The organism is Nocardia nova, from assembly GCF_002933465.1.
GTDB classification, from domain to species: domain Bacteria; phylum Actinomycetota; class Actinomycetes; order Mycobacteriales; family Mycobacteriaceae; genus Nocardia; species Nocardia nova_B.
The window spans coordinates 63,048-83,742 of record NZ_PSZE01000025.1 but is presented as its reverse complement, the minus strand read 5'-3'; the positions used below and the strand labels follow the sequence as shown (position 1 = coordinate 83,742).

Annotated in this window: 22 protein-coding genes and 1 pseudogene; 8 read left to right on the top strand and 15 right to left on the bottom strand. The window is 65.8% G+C overall.

The window, feature by feature from the left end:
• The first annotated feature begins 73 nt into the window (after positions 1–73).
• The 5 genes from C5E41_RS25115 to C5E41_RS25095 all read left to right on the top strand — a co-directional run bounded on the left by C5E41_RS25115 (position 74) and on the right by C5E41_RS25095 (position 4,589).
• Entirely contained in the window at positions 74–442 is a 369-nt protein-coding gene (locus C5E41_RS25115) for a hypothetical protein (protein WP_146097674.1), read from the top strand.
• The gene (locus tag C5E41_RS25110; RefSeq protein WP_104378202.1) at positions 443–1,072 is read left to right on the top strand and encodes a DUF3558 domain-containing protein; all 630 of its coding nucleotides are present in this window, start codon (positions 443–445) and stop codon (positions 1,070–1,072) included.
• A 2-nt stretch (positions 1,073–1,074) separates the two neighbouring features.
• Positions 1,075–2,412 (top strand): hypothetical protein, encoded by a 1,338-nt coding sequence (locus C5E41_RS25105; RefSeq protein WP_104378201.1) that lies wholly within the window; start codon positions 1,075–1,077, stop codon positions 2,410–2,412.
• Positions 2,409–3,137 (top strand): ESX secretion-associated protein EspG, encoded by a 729-nt coding sequence (locus C5E41_RS25100; RefSeq protein WP_104378200.1) that lies wholly within the window; start codon positions 2,409–2,411, stop codon positions 3,135–3,137. The genes C5E41_RS25105 and C5E41_RS25100 overlap by 4 nt, the downstream gene beginning before the upstream one ends.
• A gap of 75 nt (positions 3,138–3,212) precedes the next feature.
• Positions 3,213–4,589 carry a serine/threonine-protein kinase gene (locus C5E41_RS25095; protein ID WP_258081243.1) on the top strand — a complete coding sequence of 459 codons (1,377 nt, stop codon included), beginning with the start codon at positions 3,213–3,215 and terminating at the stop codon, positions 4,587–4,589.
• A gap of 87 nt (positions 4,590–4,676) precedes the next feature.
• Here the strand turns inward: C5E41_RS25095 and C5E41_RS25090 are convergent, their stop codons facing one another.
• The 4 genes from C5E41_RS25090 to C5E41_RS25075 all read right to left on the bottom strand — a co-directional run bounded on the left by C5E41_RS25090 (position 4,677) and on the right by C5E41_RS25075 (position 8,520).
• Positions 4,677–5,300: a hypothetical protein gene (locus C5E41_RS25090; RefSeq protein WP_181063407.1), complete on the bottom strand. Its 624-nt coding sequence runs from the start codon at positions 5,298–5,300 to the stop codon at positions 4,677–4,679.
• Positions 5,301–5,397: 97 nt separating this feature from the next.
• Positions 5,398–6,408: an inner membrane protein YhjD gene (yhjD, locus tag C5E41_RS25085; protein WP_104378197.1), complete on the bottom strand. Its 1,011-nt coding sequence runs from the start codon at positions 6,406–6,408 to the stop codon at positions 5,398–5,400.
• A 54-nt stretch (positions 6,409–6,462) separates the two neighbouring features.
• A complete protein-coding gene (gene trpS, locus C5E41_RS25080; protein WP_104378196.1) occupies positions 6,463–7,485 on the bottom strand; it encodes a tryptophan--tRNA ligase in 1,023 nt (340 codons plus the stop codon).
• A 102-nt stretch (positions 7,486–7,587) separates the two neighbouring features.
• Entirely contained in the window at positions 7,588–8,520 is a 933-nt protein-coding gene (locus tag C5E41_RS25075) for an oxygenase MpaB family protein (RefSeq protein ID WP_104378195.1), read from the bottom strand.
• Between the two features lie 98 nt (positions 8,521–8,618).
• Here C5E41_RS25075 and C5E41_RS25070 point away from each other — a divergent pair, with 98 nt between their 5' ends.
• On the top strand, positions 8,619–9,308 hold the full coding sequence (locus C5E41_RS25070; protein ID WP_258081242.1) for a TetR/AcrR family transcriptional regulator: 690 nt from the start codon (positions 8,619–8,621) through the stop codon (positions 9,306–9,308).
• A gap of 13 nt (positions 9,309–9,321) precedes the next feature.
• On the opposite strand, the gene C5E41_RS25065 is transcribed toward C5E41_RS25070, so the two are convergent.
• Together C5E41_RS25065 and C5E41_RS25060 are read right to left on the bottom strand one after the other, a co-directional pair.
• Positions 9,322–9,846, bottom strand: coding sequence for a barstar family protein (locus tag C5E41_RS25065; RefSeq protein ID WP_104378193.1), 525 nt, complete (start codon positions 9,844–9,846; stop codon positions 9,322–9,324).
• Complete coding sequence (locus C5E41_RS25060; protein ID WP_308706064.1) at positions 9,846–10,352, bottom strand: ribonuclease domain-containing protein; 507 nt, start codon at positions 10,350–10,352, stop codon at positions 9,846–9,848. The genes C5E41_RS25065 and C5E41_RS25060 overlap by 1 nt, the downstream gene beginning before the upstream one ends.
• Before the next feature lie 423 nt (positions 10,353–10,775).
• Here C5E41_RS25060 and C5E41_RS25055 point away from each other — a divergent pair, with 423 nt between their 5' ends.
• Positions 10,776–11,282: a DUF5753 domain-containing protein gene (locus C5E41_RS25055; RefSeq protein WP_104378191.1), complete on the top strand. Its 507-nt coding sequence runs from the start codon at positions 10,776–10,778 to the stop codon at positions 11,280–11,282.
• 101 nt (positions 11,283–11,383) lie between these two features.
• On the opposite strand, the gene C5E41_RS25050 is transcribed toward C5E41_RS25055, so the two are convergent.
• Positions 11,384–12,172 (bottom strand): exodeoxyribonuclease III, encoded by a 789-nt coding sequence (locus tag C5E41_RS25050; protein WP_104378190.1) that lies wholly within the window; start codon positions 12,170–12,172, stop codon positions 11,384–11,386.
• Positions 12,173–12,186: 14 nt separating this feature from the next.
• On the opposite strand from C5E41_RS25050, the gene C5E41_RS25045 reads away from it, so the two are divergent.
• Positions 12,187–13,119: an alpha/beta fold hydrolase gene (locus C5E41_RS25045; protein ID WP_258081241.1), complete on the top strand. Its 933-nt coding sequence runs from the start codon at positions 12,187–12,189 to the stop codon at positions 13,117–13,119.
• Positions 13,120–13,182: 63 nt separating this feature from the next.
• Here the strand turns inward: C5E41_RS25045 and C5E41_RS25040 are convergent, their stop codons facing one another.
• The 8 genes and pseudogenes from C5E41_RS25040 to C5E41_RS25005 form a co-directional block, all read right to left on the bottom strand.
• Positions 13,183–14,469 carry an acyl-CoA dehydrogenase family protein gene (locus C5E41_RS25040; protein WP_104378189.1) on the bottom strand — a complete coding sequence of 429 codons (1,287 nt, stop codon included), beginning with the start codon at positions 14,467–14,469 and terminating at the stop codon, positions 13,183–13,185.
• An 18-nt stretch (positions 14,470–14,487) separates the two neighbouring features.
• Positions 14,488–14,997, bottom strand: a pseudogene (locus C5E41_RS25035) (SDR family oxidoreductase); the annotation flags it as partial.
• Positions 14,998–15,054: 57 nt separating this feature from the next.
• On the bottom strand, positions 15,055–15,936 hold the full coding sequence (locus C5E41_RS25030) for a MaoC/PaaZ C-terminal domain-containing protein (protein WP_104378188.1): 882 nt from the start codon (positions 15,934–15,936) through the stop codon (positions 15,055–15,057).
• Between the two features lie 10 nt (positions 15,937–15,946).
• Positions 15,947–16,381 carry a type II toxin-antitoxin system Rv0910 family toxin gene (locus tag C5E41_RS25025; RefSeq protein ID WP_104378187.1) on the bottom strand — a complete coding sequence of 145 codons (435 nt, stop codon included), beginning with the start codon at positions 16,379–16,381 and terminating at the stop codon, positions 15,947–15,949.
• 41 nt (positions 16,382–16,422) lie between these two features.
• Entirely contained in the window at positions 16,423–17,640 is a 1,218-nt protein-coding gene (locus tag C5E41_RS25020; protein ID WP_104378186.1) for a lipid-transfer protein, read from the bottom strand.
• Positions 17,641–17,897: 257 nt separating this feature from the next.
• A complete protein-coding gene (locus C5E41_RS25015; protein ID WP_104378185.1) occupies positions 17,898–18,542 on the bottom strand; it encodes a TetR/AcrR family transcriptional regulator in 645 nt (214 codons plus the stop codon).
• 39 nt (positions 18,543–18,581) lie between these two features.
• Positions 18,582–19,121, bottom strand: a complete 540-nt coding sequence (locus C5E41_RS25010) for a potassium channel family protein (protein WP_104378184.1) — start codon at positions 19,119–19,121, stop codon at positions 18,582–18,584.
• A 93-nt stretch (positions 19,122–19,214) separates the two neighbouring features.
• Positions 19,215–20,522 (bottom strand): MFS transporter, encoded by a 1,308-nt coding sequence (locus tag C5E41_RS25005; protein WP_258081240.1) that lies wholly within the window; start codon positions 20,520–20,522, stop codon positions 19,215–19,217.
• Between the last annotated feature and the right edge of the window lie 173 nt (positions 20,523–20,695).

The following is a 20,695-nucleotide window of genomic DNA, read 5'->3' as shown; positions in this document are numbered from 1 at the left end:
ACGGTCGAGGGAACCGCAGGCGCTCACCGAGCGTCCAGTAAGGTGAGTGGGACGCACGATGGGAGGGACGCCGATGGACGTGGGGCAGTCAACTGCCGACGCACTCTGGCAACAGGCGGTGGGTGGGACGTTCAAGATGGAGCCTGAGGCCGCACGGAGATGCGCACGCGTCTACGTCAGGTTCATCGAAAAGACCGTCAATCCACAGCTCAAGGCCGCACAGTTCCTGACACTGTTGTCAGGTTTCGGCGACTTCACATCGGCCACGGACCTCCAGACCGGATTTTCGTCCAAAGCCTCTCAGTTGGTCGATGCTTTGAACAGCGTGAAAACAGCGTCCCTCACGATGGCTGCAGCCCATTTAAGAGCGGCGCAATTGATAGACGACACCGAGTCCGCAAACGCACACGCGATCGAAACCGCGATAACCGGGGAGCATTAAATGGCAGCGGTTAGAAATTCCATCTTTGCAGCAATAATGGGCTCGATGGCGTTACTGCCCCTCGCCGCTTGCACTCACGACACCGAAGGTTCCACATCATCGAACAACTCGGACCAGCAGCATCCCGGTCCAACGTCGCCCCGTCCAACTCTGACCGATCCAAAACTGCAGCCTCCGACGCAAAGCTCGACCGAGTCAAGACCTGCGATCATCTTCGATCCGTGCACGTGGATCAGCGACGATACCGTCCGAAAATCTGGATTCGATCCGCGTACCCGCAAGCGCGGCCATGATCAAATCGCCGAAACCAGCTTCCTGACTTGCAGCTTCGATTCGGATTCCGGAGACACGATCAACTTCGACTCCCTATTGGTCAACTCCGGTAATGCACCATGGGACGAAGATCTTGCCAAAGTGCGCAACTACAGCCGGCCCGTGACAGTAAATGGCCGCGAAGCCATGTGGGTTCGGGACCCACAAGTGAAGAGTATGTGCCAGATCGACCTTCGTACCAAAGCCGGATTCGTTCAGGTCGCGGTCGCTACGAACGACCCTCAGAGCGAACGCCCCTGCGGCAACCTGATGAATATCGCCTCGAATATCGAAACCGAGATCGGCAAGGAAAACTGATCATGGGCAGTGACAATCAGCCCAACCCGCTTGCTGGATTGGGTCCGCTCCTTCCGGTCAACCCGCAAGAAGCCATTGACCGCGACTCCGCCAACAAAGCTCAGCGCGGCGCGGAGCAGACCCAGCAAAGCGTTCACCACCAAAGCACGGATCCTCCGTATATCAAGGATTTGGAACCCTGGGACACGCTCGGGCATGCCGACATCTACAAGATGGTCAACAGCATTAAACCAGATGTGATGCATGACCACGCAAAAGCCTGGTTGAATATCGGCGCAGCATTGGGCGGCGGACTGTTCGGACTGAACATATCGATTCAAAAGGAGTTGTCCGATGGATTCCACGGCCAGTTCGCCGGCGCGGCAGCGGATGCTGCCAAGAAGTTCGTGCAGCAAGCAACCGATGTCCAAGAGGTCATCAATGCAGTAGGCGCCCGGATTCATGCGGCGGCATATGGTGCGGAAGCCACCAAACTCGCTGTGCCGAGCCCTGATGGGAGCTCGGTCCCGGCGGTCGGAGGCACGGCGGCGCTGTTTCAGCGGCTCGGCGCGACCGCCCCTGGCCCAGCGATTCAAAACGACACACACCAAGAAGAGCTACGCCAACAGGCAATCGACGCCATGCGCAACAACTACGACCCCACCTACCGGCCCGCCGGTGAAGGCGTCCCTACCTTCGTTCCGGTCGAGAGCCCGGGCGGCGATGGCGCAAGCGTTCCCAACAATGGGCCGTCCATCAGTGCTAATGGGCCGAACAATTCCGGCAACCCGGACGGCACACATTCACCCGGTGAAACCAACCCGAACGACTCCACGGACAAATCCGACCCGAACGCCGCCCAACAGACCGATCCGGCCAGTGCGTCGCAGTCCGGGCAGGATTCGAGCCGAACCGGCAGCCGGAGCACCTCGAATCCCGCCACCTCGTCGGCCTCGGGCAGTGATACTCGCCCGTCGGGACTGGATTCCACGAATGCTGCGGGATATGGCGGTGGCGGTCCGGGTTCGGGTCTCGGCTCCTATGGGACGCACGGCGGTTCGGGCACTGCGCAGCCGGGCGGGCCGGGGCGGAGTGCGCCCGGGGTAACAAGCGGTGGAAACCCTGCTGCCACAGCCTCTTTCGGCACTCGGCCGGGACAGCCAGGACTCGGCGGTATGCCGGGCATGGGCGGGGCCGGTAAGAAGGACGAGACCGAACGTGAGCACAAAACGCCCGACTACTTGATCATGGATCGAGAAGAGGAATTGCTGGGTCTCCGGGACCGGACTCTGCCCGGCGCAATCGGTGCCGACATTCCATCGGCACAGTTTGGCTCGGACGATGAGGGACGCCGCCCGTGAAATGGGAGTTCACCCCCGACGAATTCATGCACGTCTGGAAAGAAACCGACAAAGATCGGTATCCCTACCCGATACAGCTGCGGTCGTCGGCGCAGTGGCAGAGCGAAGCCGAGCAGATGAGCTGGGAATTGCGGACACGGATGCCGAAGGGTTTCGATCCGGACCTGTCGGCCGCGTTGCGGGTGGTGGCGAATCCCGCAATCTCGTTGCTGCTCACGGGCGCTCGCAAGCGGCGGGTACGTATCTACGCCGCAGTCGACACCACTGTCGGTGTGGCCATGGTTCAAAGGCCTGGAGCTGCAGAGGAATACGGCGGAAATGTCGTCATCGAAGTGGGCACGCCCGCCATCGTGCCCAAGATCTTCGCCGCTGTTCTCGGCAACCTTCCGGCCGGCCGACAGCCCGGCTTGATCGAAAGCCTGGACCGTATCCGCACCGATCTCGATTCGTGGACCGGCACGAAGGAAACCACCACGGACCGGATGAAGAAGCTGCTCGGCGCGCCCCGCGCAGGTGCGGGGCATATCGAGGTCAAATGCGGCCTTCAGGACCCACGGCCCTATCCTCCGCAGTATCTGAGTTGGTTCGACGTCGAGGGCGACGGTCGCTATATCTATCGCCAGCAATACAACGACTTTCGCATCGACCCTGCCGCCACCGACACCATCTGCCGCGAAATCACCCGCATGATGCAAGTGCAGCAGGAGTTTTCGCGCGTCGACTGAGCCGGTGCGACGCTCCGGCAGCGGAACGACTCGTCCGGTAGGGTCAGTGCGAATGTCAGGGCGGGAGGTCACCGGGTGGGTCAGCAGTTGGGTCAGGGGCAGGTTTTCGCGGGCTACCGGATCGAACGCTTGCTCGGGGCCGGTGGGATGGGCGAGGTATACCTGGCGCGGGATCGGGACCTGCCGCGTTACACCGCGCTGAAGGTGCTCAATCCTGCCTTCGCCGGTGACGAGGAGGCCCGGAATCGGTTTCTGCGGGAGGCCGATACCGTTGCGCGCCTGGCGCATCCGAATATCGTCACCGTCTACGCCCGGGGACAGGAGGGCGACCGGCTGTGGATGGCGATGCAATACGTCGATGGCACCGACGTCGCGGCGGTCTTGCGGAACGGTCCGATGCATCCCGAGCATGCGGTCGCCGTAGTCGCCGAGGCAGCCAAGGCATTGGACTTCGCTCATCAGGCCGGCGTTCTGCATCGTGATGTCAAGCCCGCGAATATTCTTCTCGCACATGGCAATGCGGGCCAAGTGGTACTCGCCGATTTCGGGATCGCGAAGATCCTGGATCATACGAGTCAGCTGACCCAGACCGGACATGTGCACGCCAGCCTGGCCTACGCCGCCCCGGAGCAGATCGCCGGCACCGTTCCGATCGATGGTCGTGCCGATGTCTACGCCCTCGGCTGCACGCTCTTTCACATGCTCACGGGAGCGCCGCCGTTCGCCAATGCTTCTCCCGCCCAGCTCATCCACGCCCATCTCAATCTGCCGGTTCCTCCCCCCAGCAGGCAAAGCCAATGGTTGCCCGCGCGTCTCGACGATGTGATCGCACGCGCCACGGCGAAGAATCCATCGGACAGGTTCTCGAGCTGCGGTGAGCTCGCGGCGGCTGCGCGGCATGCGCTGTCCGGCAGCGGTTCTCCGGTGGCGAACTCTGTCACGTCCGGTCGGCGGGGGCGCCGGTGGGGTTGGCTCGCAGCCGTGATCGTGCTCGTTCTGGCTCTTCTGGGCGGCGGCGGGGCTGCGGCATTCGCCTGGTACGAGCACAAGTCCGACAGCGATGAACAACACTCGTCCAACGCGGCCCGCGATGCGGCATGTGCCTTCGGCCGGACGGTATCCACATACGATTACAACAATTTTCCCGCCTACCGGACTGCGGTTACCGATGCATCGACCGGCGCATTGAAGGACCACATGCAGTCGACGTTGCCTACCCTGGAATCCGTCATCACGCAATCGCAATCGCGATCCCACGCTACCGATGTCCAGTGCTTCGTAAAAACTGCTGACCGGGACCGCGCCGAGGTAGCAACGATCGTTTCCCAATCCGTGACCAACAGCACCACGACAGATCCGCGCGCCCAGCAACTGTCACTTCTGCTGACGATGGAGTTCATCGACGGTCGTTGGCTGGCGGCCAAGATGGATCAACTGACACCACCGAAATAGTTTCCTCGGAATCCGCACCGAGCCGCCCTGCACACCTATCCTCCGACACTCCGGATGCGGCGCCGCCCGACGGCGACGCCGCAGCGCTCACACCAATTCCGGCACCCGTAGATGTGCCAACGCCAATTCGAACTCCCGTACATCGATCGCCTCGACGCCCACCTGGCGGGCGGCGTCGACCCGCAGTGCGGCGGACTGTTCGCGATTGCGCTGCATAGCCTCGGCGCTGTCGAAGACGCCACAGGAGACCGCGCGGCCGGACGCGCGGTCGATCAGCAAACTCGCGCTGCAGAAGCCGTCGAGTTGTTCCATCCCGGGCAGGACGTAGTTGCGGTAGGCGTCGGTCGACATGTCGAGGCGGCTCGGATCGGTCTTGATCCAGGTCGCGCGGACGCAGGCGCCGGGCATCGAGCGATGGTCCCGGTGCAGGACGGCGATCTCCCATTCCGCCACTTGCGCGGCGGTGCCACGGAAGACCGTCACCGCTCGGTCGCGCGCCGCCATGAACCAGGATTCGCTGTCGTGCATGGCGGCCTCGGTTTCCCATCCGGTCGTGGCGATGCAGCGGCCGAAGGTGCGATCGACCAGGAGGGACAGGCCGGTACAGCCGGGGGTTTCTGCCAACATCGGCATGACTTCATCCCGCATGTGCGCAATCCCGGCGTCGATAGCGGAGGGTTGCGCCTGAATCGTGGTAGACCGTGCGAACACGATCCACCCCCTCTCTGCTCGGGGCAGCGCCCGGCGGCGCCACCGGTGCTGTTCACCCTCCTCCGTGACGGCCGCGCTGGCAATAGCCCGGGTCCGCTTACCGCTTGCGGAAGACAGCGAACAAGCCGCCCAGCGCCGCCCCCACGCCGAACAGGGCCAGACCCGTGCTCGCCGTCATGCCCGCGTTCATCCGCGGCTCGATCACCGCCGGTCCCGGCGCCGGGATCTCGGCCTCGACCTCGTTCTCCCGGGCCGTGGCCGCCCAGGCGGTGGCGAACAGGATGATGCGGGCGGTGATGTAGGCGAAGACCATGAGGCCGATGATCGAGCCGAAGGCGACGCCGGCGGGGCTGGTCAGCACCTTCTGCAGGTAGAACGAGGCCACCTGTTTCCAGATCTCGAAGGCGATCGCGGCGATGAACGCCGCGCGCACGGCGCTGGTGAAGGTCACCGGCTGGCGGGGCAGCCGGGCGATGATCCAGACGAACACCGCCCAGGACGCGAGGACCGCGAGGACCAGCGTGAGCAATCGCAACAGCCACGAGACACCGGGCGCCTTGTCGAGTCCCACACTTTCCAGCAACTGGCGGGCGAGCCCGCTGGACGACAGCGCCGACAAGCCCAGCGACACCACTATCGCGACCCCGAGTCCGGCCAGCGCCAGCAGGTCGGACAGTTTGGTCCTGAACCAATTGCCTTCCTGCGCGGGCTGTTCCCACTGTTCGGTCAGGGCGGCGCGCAGGTTGGCCATCCAGCCCAGTCCGCTGTAGGCGGCGATGAACAGACCGATGATGCCCACACTGGTCCGGGACTTGATGGCCTGATCGATGAGATCGTTGACCTGACCGCCGAAGGAGCCCGGGATGTTCTCCACGATCTTGTCGCGCAACTCGTCGAGCAGATGCGGATCGCGGGCGAGGACGAACCCGGCGACCGCGAAGGCGACCATCAGCAGCGGAAACAGCGACAGTACCGTGAAATACGTGATCCCGGCCGCGAAATAGTCGCCGCGCTGGCGCTGGTAGCTGCCGCCGGCGCGGACGGCGTGGTCCAGCCACGGCCGTGCTCGCACCTCACGTTGGATCCGCGCCTTGAGCTTGTCGAGCACCTGTCCTCCCGAACCTGTTCAACCGCATCGCACACGGCCTCGCGCGGGCGCAGATCAGCGGGGCAGGAAACCCACTCGGTCGTACACCTGCGCGAGGGTCTTACCGGCGATCTCGCGCGCCTGCTCGGCTCCGGTGGCGAGAATGCGATCGAGTTCGCCCTGATCGTCCAGATACTCTTGCACTTTCGCCTGCAGCGGTGTCACGAATTCCACCAGGGCGTCGGCGACATCGGCTTTGAGCTCGCCGTATCCCTTGCCCTCATAGCCTTTTTCGAGTGTCACGATGGGCGTGTCGGTGAGCGAGGATAGGATCACCAGCAGGTTGCTGACGCCCGGTTTGGTCTCCGGGTCGTAGCGAATCTCCCGCTCGGTATCGGTGACGGCCGAGCGGATCCTCTTCGCCGAAACCTTCGGATCGTCGAGCAGATTGATCAGGCCCGCGTCGCTGGCGGCGGACTTGCTCATCTTCGAGGTCGGATCCTGCAGGTCGTAGATCTTGGCCGTGCCGGTGACGATATGCGGCTCGGGGACCACGAAGGTCTTCTTGAAGCGAGTGTTGAAGCGCTGCGCCAGGTTTCGCGTCAATTCCAGGTGCTGGCGCTGATCCTCACCGACCGGTACCAGCTGCGCGCGGTACAGCAGGATGTCGGCGGCCATCAGGATCGGGTAGGTGAACAGGCCGACGGTGGCGTTGTCGGCCCCCTGTTTGGCCGACTTGTCCTTGAACTGAGTCATCCGGCTGGCCTCACCGAAGCCGGTGATGCAGCTCAGCACCCAGGTCAGCTCGGCGTGCTCGGGCACCTGGCTCTGCACGAACAGGGTGGACCGCTTGGGGTCGATACCCATCGCGAGCAACTGCGCGACGCTGCGTACGGTGCGGCTGCGCAGCTGCTTGGGGTCCTGGGACACCGTGATGGCGTGCAAGTCGGGAATGAAGTAGAGCGCCTCGTAGTCGTCCTGCAGCTGCACCCAATACTGCAGCGCACCAAGGTAGTTGCCGAGGTGGAAGGAGTCGCTGGTCGGCTGGATTCCGGACAGGACCCGCTGCTTGCGTTCGCTGGGGGCAGGACTGGACATGAACCGATCTTCCCATGCACGCCCAAGCGGTTTTCGCGAGGGAGCGCGGACGTGCGCCGCCCGCACCGCCGGCGCTCTCGGCCGCGGGCGGGGCGGCGGCGCTCAGACCGCGTGTCGTTGGGCGTAGTTGCGCGGGTCGACCCCCGGCATGCTGGACCTGCCACTGGCGACCAGGTCCTTCTCCCGCCGCGTGATCAGGCGATAGACCGGGGCGCTCGGGCCGGTCAGGGTGTCGCGGAGTACCGGCGGCGCCAGCGGCGGGCGCACGTGGGCGGTGCGCACGGCCTGCGCGAGCCCTCGATAGGCAAGCTCTTCACGCCGACCCCAGCGAATGTCGTACATCCGCCGGATCCGCGGCGGCAGCGAGCCCTGGACCAGTAGATGCGCCCCGCTGCTGGCCTGCTGGAACGGGCGCGGCAGCGGATGCGGCACCCGCTTACCCGCCAGATACGAGCCGACCAGCCGCGCCTCGTCGGTCAGATACAGCTCGTCCGAGGCGAGGTAGGCATCGAAAGATCGCCGGAAGGCCGGATAGTCGGCGGGCGCGGCCGAACGCGGCATGCCGAACAGCTCGCCCCAGCGCACGTAGTCCTGGTACAGGTCCTCCCGTTCGCCCGGCGTCAGTGTGCGCACCAGCACGTCGTGCATGACCTCGGCGGAATCGGCGGTGAACGCCATGGTCATGAACATCAGGTGCGGATCCAGTGCGGAGTAGTGCGACCCGGCCGGATGATGCGGCCCGGCATCCTCGGGCAGCACGCCCTCGACGGGAACGTGTCTTTTGTGGGTGAATGCCAGCGCGCGGTCGGCCTCGTCCTTGTCGCCGAGGAATACCGCCTCGAACAGGCGACCAGTGAGCGCGAGCCGCGTGTAGGGGCTGGCCCGGTGTGCGGTGTTCTCGGCGGTGCCGACGAACAGCAGCGGATGGACCGCGCCGATTACCAGCGCCCGCAGGCCGTACGTCAGTCCCACCGCGCGTTTGCGCATTACCCGGCGGATCATCGAATCGTCGGAGAAATATCCCGGACCAGGCATCGTCGCCCTCCTCGCATGGAATCTGGCAATAGCATCCACCAGAAACCCACTTCTGGCAACAGCCCATGCCAGAATTGCGACCGTGCCACAATCGGACCGTGACGGCACAGCGAACCTATGGCGGTATCTCGGCCGCCGAACGGCGCGCGAGCCGGCGTGCCGCGCTGCTCGACGCGGCACTCGAGATCATCGGCACCCAGGGCGTCGACAAGCTGACGGTCGCCGGGCTGAGCGCCCAGGCCGGGCTGAACGAGCGCTATTACTACGAACAGTTCACCGGCCGCGAGGCCGTGCTCACCGCGCTGTTCGACGGCATCGCCCAGGAACTCGCGAACGCCATCGTGCGTGCGCTGCAAGAGGTAGCGTCCGCGTCCGACGAAGGCGACAACTCCGCCGATACGTCCACGCGCCGCACCCAGCGCGATACGCGCGCGATGGCGCACGCGGCCGTCGCCGCCGGTATCCACGTGCTGACCGACGACCCGCGCAAGGCCCAGGTCGCGCTGGCGGTGAGCGCCTCCACGCCGGAGCTGCGCTCACGCACCCTGCAGACCATCGCATCGTTCGCGAATCTGGTCGCCGCGCGCGGCATCGACTTCTACGGCCTGGGCACGCCCACCCCCGACCCGGCGATCGGTTTCCGCGCGACCTACCTGGTGGGCGGGCTGGTACAGACGCTCACCAGCTGGTTGCAGGGCGATATCGATATGACCCGGGAACAGCTCATCGACGAGACCACCGACGTGTTCGTCCTCCTCGGTGAGGATCTCGCACAGCGGCTCCGCTGAGCTGCCCGCTACCTCACGCCGGGTCGGCCATGGTGAGCTCGACGGGCGACAGCACCGCCGGATGCTGTTGCAGCACCACCCGGAAGACCGTGCCCTTCGCGGCCCAGTATTCGGCCGCCTGGGTCATCGCGTCGGCGAACCATTCCAGATCCTCGCGCTGGTCGGCCAGCAGCCCGCTCGAATCACGGATCACGACAACATATCCCGGCGCTTCGCCGACGAATTCGTCCAGGTCGCGCAGACATTCGTCGAAGGCGTCGCGGTTGTCGCCGAAGTAGTAGGGAAACTGCAGGGCGGCGGCGAATTCGTCGAATACTCCCGCGGTGGTGCGCATTTTCGTGCCGCGGACCTCGCGGGCGATATACCCGTCGGGGACCTGAAATCGCACACCGCTGAACGGTCCGGCGCCCACGTCGAGGGCGCCGAGTACCGGGCCGGTGGCGGTCCGGCGGGAACGCGGCTCCACGCGCGCCGCAACCGCGTCGGAGCCGGCGTCCGGCGAGGCCAGGAACTGCGACAACGACATGGTTTCGGCCATCAGCGCATCCTCGTGAAGGTCTGGTAGTGGTCGCCGGTGTAATAGGCCGACCCGTCGCTGCCGGTCACGATGCGTTCGGCGTCGCGCGTCTGGCCGCGTTGCTTCGGGTTGACGTCCCATTCCTGGTAGGTGATCGCCTTACCGCTCGAGTCGGTCTTCGGCAGGGTTCCGGCGCGGTTCATCCACTGATCGCCGCCCTTGGTGCCCGGCGCGTTCGCCGAACCGGGCCAGCGTCCGGCGTCGATTTCGACGAGGGTGGCGTAGGCGCGATCGGGCACGCCCGGCGCCCGGGTCGCCGACGCTGCGGGTGTGGCGCCGTTACCGGGCGCGGGCTCGGCGGATCGGGTGGTGGTCTGCGCGGCCTTGGTGGAGTGCGCGGTCGCCGCCACCGAACTCGCGGTGTCGTGCGTGGCGGAACCGCCGCGCAGGCCCAGGACGCCGGCCACGATCGCCGCGATCACCAGGCCACCCAGAACCATCAGGATGCGAATTCTCTTGTCGGACATGTTCATCAATGCCTGTTCATCGGTGCTGCCGGACTTTGCGGAGTCCCGTCCACGCTGACGGGGAGAACGACGAGTCGGCTCGTCGCTTCGTCGGCCGGATGGTAGCGCGGCCCTCCTTCACGACAGATGAACCTACGTGACCACCTGGTGCCGCGTCAGAAAAGGTTGATGCCGTATCTCGGGTACGAGTTGTCATCGCCACTGTTGAGGGCCGGTCCCTCTACGCCGGCAACGGCTACTTGTCACTTCTCGGACGGATAGAAACCGGTATCACCCGTACCGATTGCCGGGGCCGGGATGTAGCGCGCTGCTGGCGACGGTCCACAACATAGATGCCGCGTATATGGAGTACCGGCGTCAGCACGCGGCGGGCTGGAGCGGGGACAGCAGAAGTCGGCCAGGCTCGCGGAGCGCTCAAAGCTGATGAGGATCTATCAGCCGGTCGTTGTTCCCGGCATTCTTCAGACTGCCGAGTACGCCGAAGCCATCCTGAGGCATTCAGTCGCTTTCTATAGCCTTCCTGACGACGTGGACGAGGCGGTCTCCAAGCGGCTGGGACGTCAGCAGTACCTGTACAAAGGTGAACGGCGCTTTCGCATCCTCATCGCTGAGCAAGCTTTATATACCTCGGTTGGCACCTACGCCGTAATGGTTGGGCAGCTGGACAGGCTGATGGCGGTGATCGGCCTCTCCCGGGTGCGGCTCGGAATCGTTCCGGCGCAAGCAGGCCCGCCGATGCAGACAACGAACTTCGTCATGTTCGACTCGCACATGGTCACGGTTGAGGGCATCACGGCGGAGTTGACGATTACGCAACCGCGAGAAATTGGGATCTACGCCCGAGCGTTCGATGTGCTGGCCGCTCAGTCCGCAACCGGTGAAGCCGCACGAGATCTAATCCGCAAGGCGCTCGACGCCCGCACGCCTTAACCGTGCCATGAGCCGCGGAGTTGTTGGATATAGACGATCGGTCGAATCGGGGCGAACTCCCTCCGGTGCGGACACGACGTCCGCACCGCGGTCGATCAGGGTCAGCGGTACTGCACCGTCACCGGAGCATGGTCCGACCAGCGCAGCGCGTATTCGGGCGCGCGTTCGACGACGGCCTGCTTCGCGCGCCCGGCGATCGCGCCGCGCGCGAGGTGGTAATCGATTCTCCACCCGGCGTCGTTGTCGTAGGCGCGGCCACGATAGGACCACCAACTGTAGGGGCCGGGCACGCCCGGATGGAGTTGGCGGACCACATCGACATAGCCCGCGGCCAGCATCTCGCCGATCCACGCCCGCTCCCCCGGCAGGAAGCCGGATTTCTTGACGTTGCCCTTCCAATTCTTGATGTCGAGTTCGGTGTGCGCGACGTTCCAGTCGCCACAGATCACGAAATCGCGGGTCTGCGCCTTCATATGCGCGCCCAGCTCGCCGAGGAAACGATATTTCTCGTCCTGCATGGGAGTGTCGGCCTCGCCGGTGTGCACGTACACGCTCGCGACGGTCACCTCGTCGAAATCGGCCTCCACGTAACGGCCGACGCCGTCGAATTCGGTGCTGCCAAAGCCGATTCGCACGCGAGTGGGCTCACGGCGCGACAGAATTCCCACCCCGGCGCGGCCCTTGGCGCCCGGCTCGGCGTGGGCGAGGAACCAACCGGCGTCCAGGACCGGCGCCAGCGCCTTACGGGTCTGCTCATCGGTTGCCCGGGTCTCCTGCAAGCAGATGATGTCGGCCTCGGTCGCTGCGAGCCATTCGAGCATCCCCTTCCCGGTCTTGCCGGTAGCTGCACGTATGCCATTGACGTTGACGGAACTGATGATGCTGGCCACGTATCGACCGTACAATGCGGGAATCAACCCGTCCTCGCGGACATCGCGGCCACGCCGAACAGGCCGCCGCCGATCCGGAAGGGGTGACGACGATGACGTCCGGCACCACCCAACCCGCCACCTCCCTTGCGCCGATGACAGCCCTGCACACCGGATCGGGTGACCCCCTGCTGCTGTTGCACGGTTTCCTGATGTCGCCGCACTGCTGGGAAGACGTTGCGTCCCGATTGTCCGCTACTTGCGAAGTGTTCGCTCCGGCCTTCGCCGGGCACTGGGGCGGCCCCGACCTCAGCGGCTGGTACATCGACGTGAATCTGCTCGCCGACCGGGTCGAGGAACAGCTCGACGAATTGGGTTGGCGCACCTGTCATATCGCGGGCAACTCACTCGGCGGCTGGGTCGGCTTCGAACTGGCCCGCCGCGGCCGGGCACGCACGCTCACCGCCATCGCACCCGCCGGTGGGTGGCACAACCCGTCGCTGGCGCAGTTGTGGGTGGGGCTGGAGTTCCTGACGCTGCTGCCGATCGTCGAAATCGGCAAGCGCTTGCCCGCTTCCATCCGGTTCAGCGCGCCCGTCCGGCGTGCCACCGCCATGCTGCTGAGCAAGAACGTCGCCGCGGCGCCCCGGCGCGGGGTGGAGGCGGCGATCATGTCGGCAACCCACTGCGCGGCCATGCTGCCGCTGATCGCCAGTGGTTTGCGGATGGCGGTTCTCGACGATCTGTCCACCGTGCGGACGCCGGTGCGGCTGCTGATGTGCGAATTCGATCGGATCATCCCGAACCGCATGTACGCCAAGCGTTTTCTGCGGGAACTGCCCGAGACGGCGGACCGCATCCTGGTGCACGGCGTGGGTCACGTCCCGATGCTGGAGGCTCCCGACCGCGTCGCGACCCTCATCGCCGAGCACGTCTATGCCAGCCGCACGCGTCTGCGGGCGGTGTGAGAAAGGCCGGCGGATCGGTTCGAACCCCTCGGCGCCGATCCGCCGGCCGCCATCACGTGACGATCATCGGCCCAGCAGGCCCTTCGCGATATGGGTCACCTGGATCTCGTTGCTGCCGGCGTAGATCATCAGCGACTTGGCGTCACGGGCGAGTTGTTCGACACGGTATTCCTGCATGTAGCCGTTGCCGCCGAACAGTTGCACAGCCTCCATCGCGACCTCGGTGGCCGTCTCCGAGCAGTACAGTTTGATCGCCGAGGCCTCGGCCAGGGTCGGCGGTTTGCCCGCGCGGCCGCGCTCGAGGGTGTTGAAGACCATGTTCTGCACGTTGATGCGGGCGATCTCCATCTTCGCGAGTTTGAGCTGCACCAGCTGGAAGCGGCCGATCTCCTGGCCCCACAGCACGCGGGTCTTGGCGTATTCCACGCAGAGCCGGTGACATTCGTTGATGATGCCCAGCGCCATGAAGCCCACGCCCACCCGCTCGGCGACGAAACTCGTTCGCGCGCTTTCTCGTCCGTCGCCGCCCTTGTGCTCCTCGGTCTCGCCGAGCAGCCGGTCCTTGCCCACTCGCACGTTGTCGAAGAACAATTCGCCGGTGGGTGAGGAGTGCAAACCCATCTTCTTGAACGGTTTGCCCTGGGTGAAGCCCTCCATGCCCTTGTCGAGGACGAAGGTGAGCACCTTGCGATCGCGTTTGTCGATCGGAGCGGAGCCTGCGGAGCGACCACCGGCACCGCCGTCACCCTCGTCGAGTTTGGCGTAGACGACCACCACATCGGCGTACGGACCGTTGGTGATGAAGGTCTTCTGGCCGTTGAGGATGTAGTCCTCACCATCGCGCTTGACCGAGGTCTTCATGCCGCCGAAGGCATCCGAACCCGAATCCGGTTCCGTGATGGCCCAGGCCGCGATCTTCTTCAAGGTCACGATATCGGCGAGCCAGCGTTCCTTCTGCGCGAGCGTGCCGCGCGACATGATGGTGGCCGCGCCGAGGCCGATGGAGACGCCCATCGCCGCGACCAAACCCATACTGACACCGGACAATTCGCTGATCAGCACCGCCATCAACGACTGCTGCTCACCGAACGGGTCACCGCCGGACCGGAGCTTCTTGTCGCGCTGCGCGGCGTCCGGCGCGGCCTCGGCGGCACGCTGTTTGGCGAGCAGCTTCTCGATCGCCTCGGCGCCCATAACGTCGATACCGAACTCGCCGAACAGTTTTCGCAGGATCGGATACGGCGGCATCGCACCGCTGTCGAGAGCATCCAGATTCGGCCGGATCTCCTTGTCGATGAAGGCGCGTACGGCGGCGCGGATCATCTCGTCGGTCTCGGACCATTCGAACATCGTCGTTCTCCTCCCGTGTCAGGGCAGCCGGGCTGCGATGTCGTCGATCAGCCAGGGGCCGTCGGTTTCGATGGTCTTCACGTCGTGCCAGCCGCCGAGTTCGGCGATGGCACCGCCCTGGACTGCGAAGACCTTGCCGGTGATCGGACATTTGTCGGTGGCCAGATAGGCGACCAGCGGCGAGATGTTGGCCGGGCTGAAGGCATCGAATTCCCCCTCGCCCACCTCGGCGGCGAAGATCGCGCCCATACCGGGTGTGGCCAGGGTCAAGCGGGTGCGCGCCATCGGGGCGATGGCGTTGACCCGCACGCCGTAGCGTTCCAGTTCCTCCGCCGCGACCAGCGTCAACGCGGCGATACCGGCCTTGGCCGCGCCGTAGTTCGCCTGGCCGGCGTTGGGCAGGGCGACGCCGGAGGCCGAGGCGGTGTTGGCGACGGCGGCATTGGGCTGCGCACCGGCCTTCGACTGGTCCTTCCAGTACGCCGCGGCATGGCGCAGTACGTTGAAGTGGCCCTTCAGATGCACGGCCGGCGCCGGTGATGACGGCGACCCGCCCATCCAATACACCCATGACAGTCTCCTCGGCTACGAGTTGTCGGCGACGACCGCCAGGCCGTCGGTCAGGACGAGATCGGTTCCGCGTGCGGTGCGGAACGCGTAGGTGGTATCGGAGCCGGTCGAGCCGACTTTCCAGATCCGCGTCTCCAGACCGTCGCCGGGGAACACCATCGTCGAGAAGCGCACCGCGAACCGCTTCAACCGGTGCACATCGGAACCGGCGACCTCGGTGAGGACCGCCCACGACGACATCGCCATCGTGCACAGACCGTGGGCGATGATGCCGGGCAGTCCGGCGTCCTTGGCCACCTGCTCGTCCAGGTGCAGCGGCACCGGATCGCCGGACGCGGGGGCGTAGCGGTAGGTCTGATCGTCGTCCACATGGGCGGCGACCCGGGCCAGGGGCGGCTGCGCCTCCAGTTCCGGGTCGAACTTGTGCGCCGGCGCGCTCTCACCGACCCTCTTGCCGACATCGATGTTGTGGAAGAAGGCGGTCAGGTACTGCTCGTTGACCAGCCCACCGTCGCTGTCCCGGCATTCGATGAGAATGGTGATGGTGGTGCCGTTCTCCCGCCCCTCGTAGCCGACGGCCTTGGCCCGCGAGACCAGCCGATCACCGGGCCGGATCGGTCGGTGGAAGTGAAAGTCCTGCTCGCCGTGCACGACTCGGCCGAAAATATCCATCGGGACGACGTCGATCACCGGCATCATCATCGCCTCGAAGACCGGGACAATGGCGAACACGGGCGAGGCGATATCGCCGGACAGGTGGGCCGGAATCGGGTCGTTGGTGGCCGCGGCGTACTCGGCGATCCGCTCCCGGGTGACCTCGAACCGCTCCTCATCGGACCAGACGTTCAGACCGGAATCGTCGAATTCGACAGGCCGGGGTGCTGTTTCGGTGGCCATACGCGCCTCGCTATGCCGTCGCCAGGGCGTCGAGCTGTTCGAGCGTGGTGTCCAGCTGCTTGGCGCCGTCCTTCTCCACCGCCTTGCCGAGCGCGCCCTTGATGAGCGCGCCCTCGAAATCGCCCGAGACCGAGAACGTGCTGCCGGCCCCCTCGGGCGTGATGTCGAAGGAGAACTTCACCGTCACACCGGCCATACCGGCGCCGCTGAGCACCAGGTTGTGCGGCGAATTCACCTCTTCGACAACCCATTCCATCTTGTTCGCCATGCCGAGCATCATGATCTTGGCGACCAGTTCGGAACCCGTGGTCAGTGTGGCCGGCGGTTCCTCCATCCAGCGCTCGTGAATGGTGAACCACTTGTCCCAGGTCTGCGGATCCGAGACCACCGCCCACAGCGCGTCCGGGGTGGCGTTGAGATTCTTGGTGGCTTCGATGTGACCCATGCTCGTACTCCTCGTCGAGTTCGCGTGTGGTGTAGTGGCTTTCAGCGCTCGGCGCGCTGGTAGGCGGTGACGACCGCGGCTCCGCCGAGGCCGATGTTGTGCTGCAGCGCGGCGGTGACGCCGTCCACCTGGCGCTTGTCGGCCTCGCCGCGCAGCTGCCAGGCGAGCTCGCTGCATTGCGCCAAACCCGTCGCGCCCAGCGGATGTCCCTTGGAGATGAGGCCGCCGGAAGGGTTGACCACCCACTGACCGCCGTACGTCGTCTGGTCGCCATCGATGAGGCTGCCCGCCTCACCCTCGCCGCACAGGCCCAGCGCCTCGTAGAGCAGCAGTTCGTTGGCGGAGAAGCAGTCGTGCAGTTCGATCACCTGGAAATCCCGTGGACCGAGCCCCGACTGCCGGTAAACCTGCTGCGCGGCTAGCACATTCATGTCGTAGCCGATGATGTTCTTCGCCGTGCCGTCGAAGGTGGAGGCGAAATCGGTGGTCATCGCCTGACCCACGAGCTCCACCGCGCGCCCGGCCAGCCCGTGCCGGTCGACGAAGTCCTCGGAGGCGAGCACCACCGCACCCGAGCCGTCCGAGGTCGGCGAGCACTGCAGCTTGGTGAGCGGGTCGTAGATCATCCGCGCGCCCAGGATGTCGTCGAGCGAATACTCGTCCTGAAACTGCGAATACGGGTTGTTCACCGAATGCTTGTGGTTCTTGTACCCGATCTTCGCGAAATGCTCCGCGGTGGTGCCGTACTGCTTCATATGTTCGCGGCCGGCGGCGCCGAACATCCACGGCGCCGGCGGGAACAGCACCTCGGAGATCTCGGCCAGCGCCATCATGTGCTTGGCCATCGGCTGCTCGCGGTCGTCCCAGGTGGAGCCGAGCGAACCGGGCTGCATCTTCTCGAAGCCCAGCGCCAGGGTGCAGTCGGCCAGCCCGCCCCGAATCGTCTGTGCCGCAAGGTAGAGCGCGGTGGATCCAGTGGAACAGTTGTTGTTCACGTTGATCACCGGGATACCGGTCATCCCCAGTTCGTAGACCGCGCGCTGGCCGGAGGTGGACTCGCCGTAGACGTAACCGACGTAGGCCTGCTGCACCTCGCGGTAGTCGAGCGCGGCGTCGGCCAGCGCCTTGGTGCCGGATTCGCGGGCCATATCCGGGTAGTCCCACGCGCGGGTGGTCCCGTCGGCCTCCTCGACCTGCCGCCGCCCCGGTTTCTCGAATTTCGTCATTCCGACGCCGACGACGTAGACCTTGTTCGTCATCGAACCACCCTTCTCCCAGTCGGCCGCCCCCGGCGAGCGGCAGTGGTCGATCGGTTCCGATCGAACTGAAAACAAACATACGAAGATGTATGTAAATACGCAATGGGATACGCGAAGTCGCTGCGAGATCAGCGGATATGCCGAGCCAGAAGGTTTGTATCGGTACGTACAGGTGGATCGGCAGCATGCTTATCGCTTGCGCTCCGATACAGGTGCGCCGACGTGGCAGTACGCGGTCACAGAGCCTTTCGACGCGCTCAGCCGCCGATACCCAGGCCCGGCAGTGCGGATTCGGCAGCCCGGCGCAGATGTGCGGAAGCTCGCCGCCAGCGGCGGTGGGCACGCTCCGGATCCGGGGATACGAAGTTGGAGACCAGAATTCCACGCAAGGTGTCCATCGCGGTATAGGCGAAGTCCCGAACTTCCTTGCGCCGCAATTCGTCCGGGACCAGCCGCGAAACCGCCATCAGGACGGCGTTGTTGACGAACGGCTCGACCTTCTCGGCCTCGGCGGCCAGCACCGGATCGGTGCGCCCGGCCACCCAGAGCTCCATGGCCGCGATGAACAGCGGCCCCTGATGCAACTCCCACATCGCGTCGAGGGTGGCGCCGATCGGATCGTCACCGGCGCGCAACCGGCCCAGCTCCTTCATCGCGGCCTCGGTGCGCCGCTGCGCCAGATGGGAGATGGCGGCTACGACGAGATCGGTTTTGGAACCGAAGTGGTGCACCTGGGCACCGCGGGTAACCCCGGCGCGCTCGGCGACGCGCGGCGTCGTGGTGCCCGCATAGCCGTATTCGACCAGGCAGTCGATAGTCGCATCGAGCAGCCGCACCCGCATCTCACTGCTGCGCTGCTCCTGCGTACGACGCGGCGGCTTACCGACGACAGATCTGGCCATTCCGAGAATCCTACACTTACATACAGACGTGCATGAAACTCACTTCGGTTCGCGCGCCTCTCGCCCGCGCTGTATCGCGGCCAGCAGCACACGCACCCCGGCCCCGATGAGTCCCAGGTCGGCCAGGATCTGCACCGTCACGACGACGCGCGCGGACTGCGAGGTCGCGGCGATGTCGCCGAAACCGACCGTCCCCAGCACGGTCACCGTGAAATAGAGGGCGTCGACCCGGGTCAGCGGGGTCGTGAAACTGCCCGGCGCGGCATCCGACATGAGGACATACGTTGTGGCGAAGACGAGGATGAACGCCACCGCGATGAGGGCCAAGGCTTCGGCGCCGCGCAGTCCGGGGTAGGGCGCGGCGACGATGCGCGTGGCCTGCCGGACGATGAGCACGACGACGAGCACCAGACCACCACACAGCCCCAGGAGCGGACCCAACGTGTCCAGATGATGAAAGGGCAGGACGAAATACAGCGCGACGAGCACGATCGTCGTCACCGCGGTCCGTGCGGCGGCATACAGCGCCGCCCGCCGCCGCGCGCCGTCACCGCCGCTCCATTGTTCCTGCGGATCCATCCTGACCTCCCGGTCGAGTTCTGCCGCGTTCTCCGGATCACTCAACCACGCCCGATGGCGCCGCCGCGGCAGGTTGCCCCGCGCCCGTCCTGTTCAGCCGCGATCGACGGCAACCGGTTCGCGGCGTGGGGCCGTGCGGCGGGCCGACCATACGGTGAGGGTGAACAGCACGACGCCCGCGACGGCGAGTCCGGCCCCGACGACGGCCGGTGCGGTATATCCGAGGTCCGCGGCGATCACGAGGCCGCCCAGCCAGGCGCCCGCCGCATTGGCGATGTTCAGCGCGGCGTGGTTGAGAGCGGCGGCGAGAGTTTGCGCGTCGTGGGCGACGTCCATCAGGCGGGTCTGCAGGCCGGGTGCCAGTGCGGCTCCGGAGGCGCCGACCAGGAAGGCGCCCGCAGCGGCGGTGAACGGATTATGCGCTGCCGCAACGAAGCCCGCGAGAACCACGACCATCGCGATCAGCGCGACGAACACCGAGCGGTCCACGCCGCGATCGGCGAGAACGCCGCCACCGATATTGCCCGCGACCATGCCCAGGCCGAACAGTGCCAGCACGATCGGGACGAGACCCTGACCCATGCCGGCGACATCGGTCAGGGTCGAGGTGATGTAGGTGTACACCGCGAACATGCCGCCGAAGCCGACCGCGCCGACCAGCAGGGTCAGCAGGACTTGGGGGCGGCGCAGGGCGGTCAGTTCGGTGCGCGGGTCGGTCACCCGCACGCCGTGCAGATCGGGCACGAAGCGGGTGATCGCGCAGACTGTGGCGAGCCCGATGACGGCGACGACCACGTAGGCGTCACGCCAGCCGAGTCCCTGCCCGAGCCAGGTGGCCGCGGGGACGCCCACTACATTGGCGGCACTCAGGCCCAGCATCACCGCGGCGACAGCTTTGGCCCGCTGCCCCACCGGCGCCAGCGAGGCGGCGGCCAGCGAGGCGACACCGAAGTAGGCACCGTGCGGCAGACCGGCGACGAAACGCGCGGCGACCAATGCCGGGAAGGCCGGGGCCAGTACCGAGGCGATATTGCCCACGGTAAAGGCGATCATCAGGGCGATCAGCAGGCGCTTGCGCGGCATGCGGGCGCACAGTGCCGCGATCACCGGCGCCCCGACCACCACTCCCAGCGCGTATGCCGAGACCGCGTGGCCGGCGGTGGGCTCCGAAACATGCAGATCCGCGGCGATGTCGGGCAGCAGTCCCATGGTGACGAATTCGGTGGTGCCGATCCCGAAACCGCCGAGTGCCAGCGCGAGCATCGCCGGAATATGCCATCCGGTGCGGGCGGAAGTCTCCGGCGCCGAGCCGAGCGCCGCACGGGACGACGCGTCACTCGCAGGTGACCCCGATGGGAAGTCGACGGGAGGTGCGGTGCGCACGGGAGCTGAGTCGGCCATGGGTGTGCCCAACACGCACGGTCGCCGCGGCGATACCGGCGGCCGGGGTGATTCGACTCACCGAACCCCGGCTCCCGCCCGTCGACGCCTACGGCGAGCACCGGCATCGTTGCCGGACAACGGCTCTCGCCGCGCCGGGGGCAGCGTCCGGCGCGCTGTCGGATACCTCACAC

Excerpts from the sequence above, each read along its gene's own strand:
- C5E41_RS25015 (WP_104378185.1), bottom strand. The coding sequence starts at position 18,542 with ATGGCCAGATCTGTCGTCGGTAAGCCGCCGCGTCGTACGCAGGAGCAG.
- C5E41_RS25060 (WP_308706064.1), bottom strand. The coding sequence starts at position 10,352 with ATGTCCGACAAGAGAATTCGCATCCTGATGGTTCTGGGTGGCCTGGTG.
- C5E41_RS25065 (WP_104378193.1), bottom strand. The coding sequence starts at position 9,846 with ATGGCCGAAACCATGTCGTTGTCGCAGTTCCTGGCCTCGCCGGACGCC.
- C5E41_RS25010 (WP_104378184.1), bottom strand. The coding sequence starts at position 19,121 with ATGGATCCGCAGGAACAATGGAGCGGCGGTGACGGCGCGCGGCGGCGG.
- C5E41_RS25005 (WP_258081240.1), bottom strand. The coding sequence starts at position 20,522 with ATGGCCGACTCAGCTCCCGTGCGCACCGCACCTCCCGTCGACTTCCCA.
- C5E41_RS25105 (WP_104378201.1), top strand. The coding sequence starts at position 1,075 with ATGGGCAGTGACAATCAGCCCAACCCGCTTGCTGGATTGGGTCCGCTC.
- C5E41_RS25055 (WP_104378191.1), top strand. The coding sequence starts at position 10,776 with ATGAGGATCTATCAGCCGGTCGTTGTTCCCGGCATTCTTCAGACTGCC.
- C5E41_RS25045 (WP_258081241.1), top strand. The coding sequence starts at position 12,187 with ATGCGGGAATCAACCCGTCCTCGCGGACATCGCGGCCACGCCGAACAG.
- trpS (WP_104378196.1), bottom strand. The coding sequence starts at position 7,485 with ATGTCCAGTCCTGCCCCCAGCGAACGCAAGCAGCGGGTCCTGTCCGGA.
- C5E41_RS25110 (WP_104378202.1), top strand. The coding sequence starts at position 443 with ATGGCAGCGGTTAGAAATTCCATCTTTGCAGCAATAATGGGCTCGATG.
- C5E41_RS25115 (WP_146097674.1), top strand. The coding sequence starts at position 74 with ATGGACGTGGGGCAGTCAACTGCCGACGCACTCTGGCAACAGGCGGTG.
- C5E41_RS25075 (WP_104378195.1), bottom strand. The coding sequence starts at position 8,520 with ATGCCTGGTCCGGGATATTTCTCCGACGATTCGATGATCCGCCGGGTA.
- C5E41_RS25030 (WP_104378188.1), bottom strand. The coding sequence starts at position 15,936 with ATGGCCACCGAAACAGCACCCCGGCCTGTCGAATTCGACGATTCCGGT.
- C5E41_RS25025 (WP_104378187.1), bottom strand. The coding sequence starts at position 16,381 with ATGGGTCACATCGAAGCCACCAAGAATCTCAACGCCACCCCGGACGCG.
- C5E41_RS25020 (WP_104378186.1), bottom strand. The coding sequence starts at position 17,640 with ATGACGAACAAGGTCTACGTCGTCGGCGTCGGAATGACGAAATTCGAG.
- C5E41_RS25040 (WP_104378189.1), bottom strand. The coding sequence starts at position 14,469 with ATGTTCGAATGGTCCGAGACCGACGAGATGATCCGCGCCGCCGTACGC.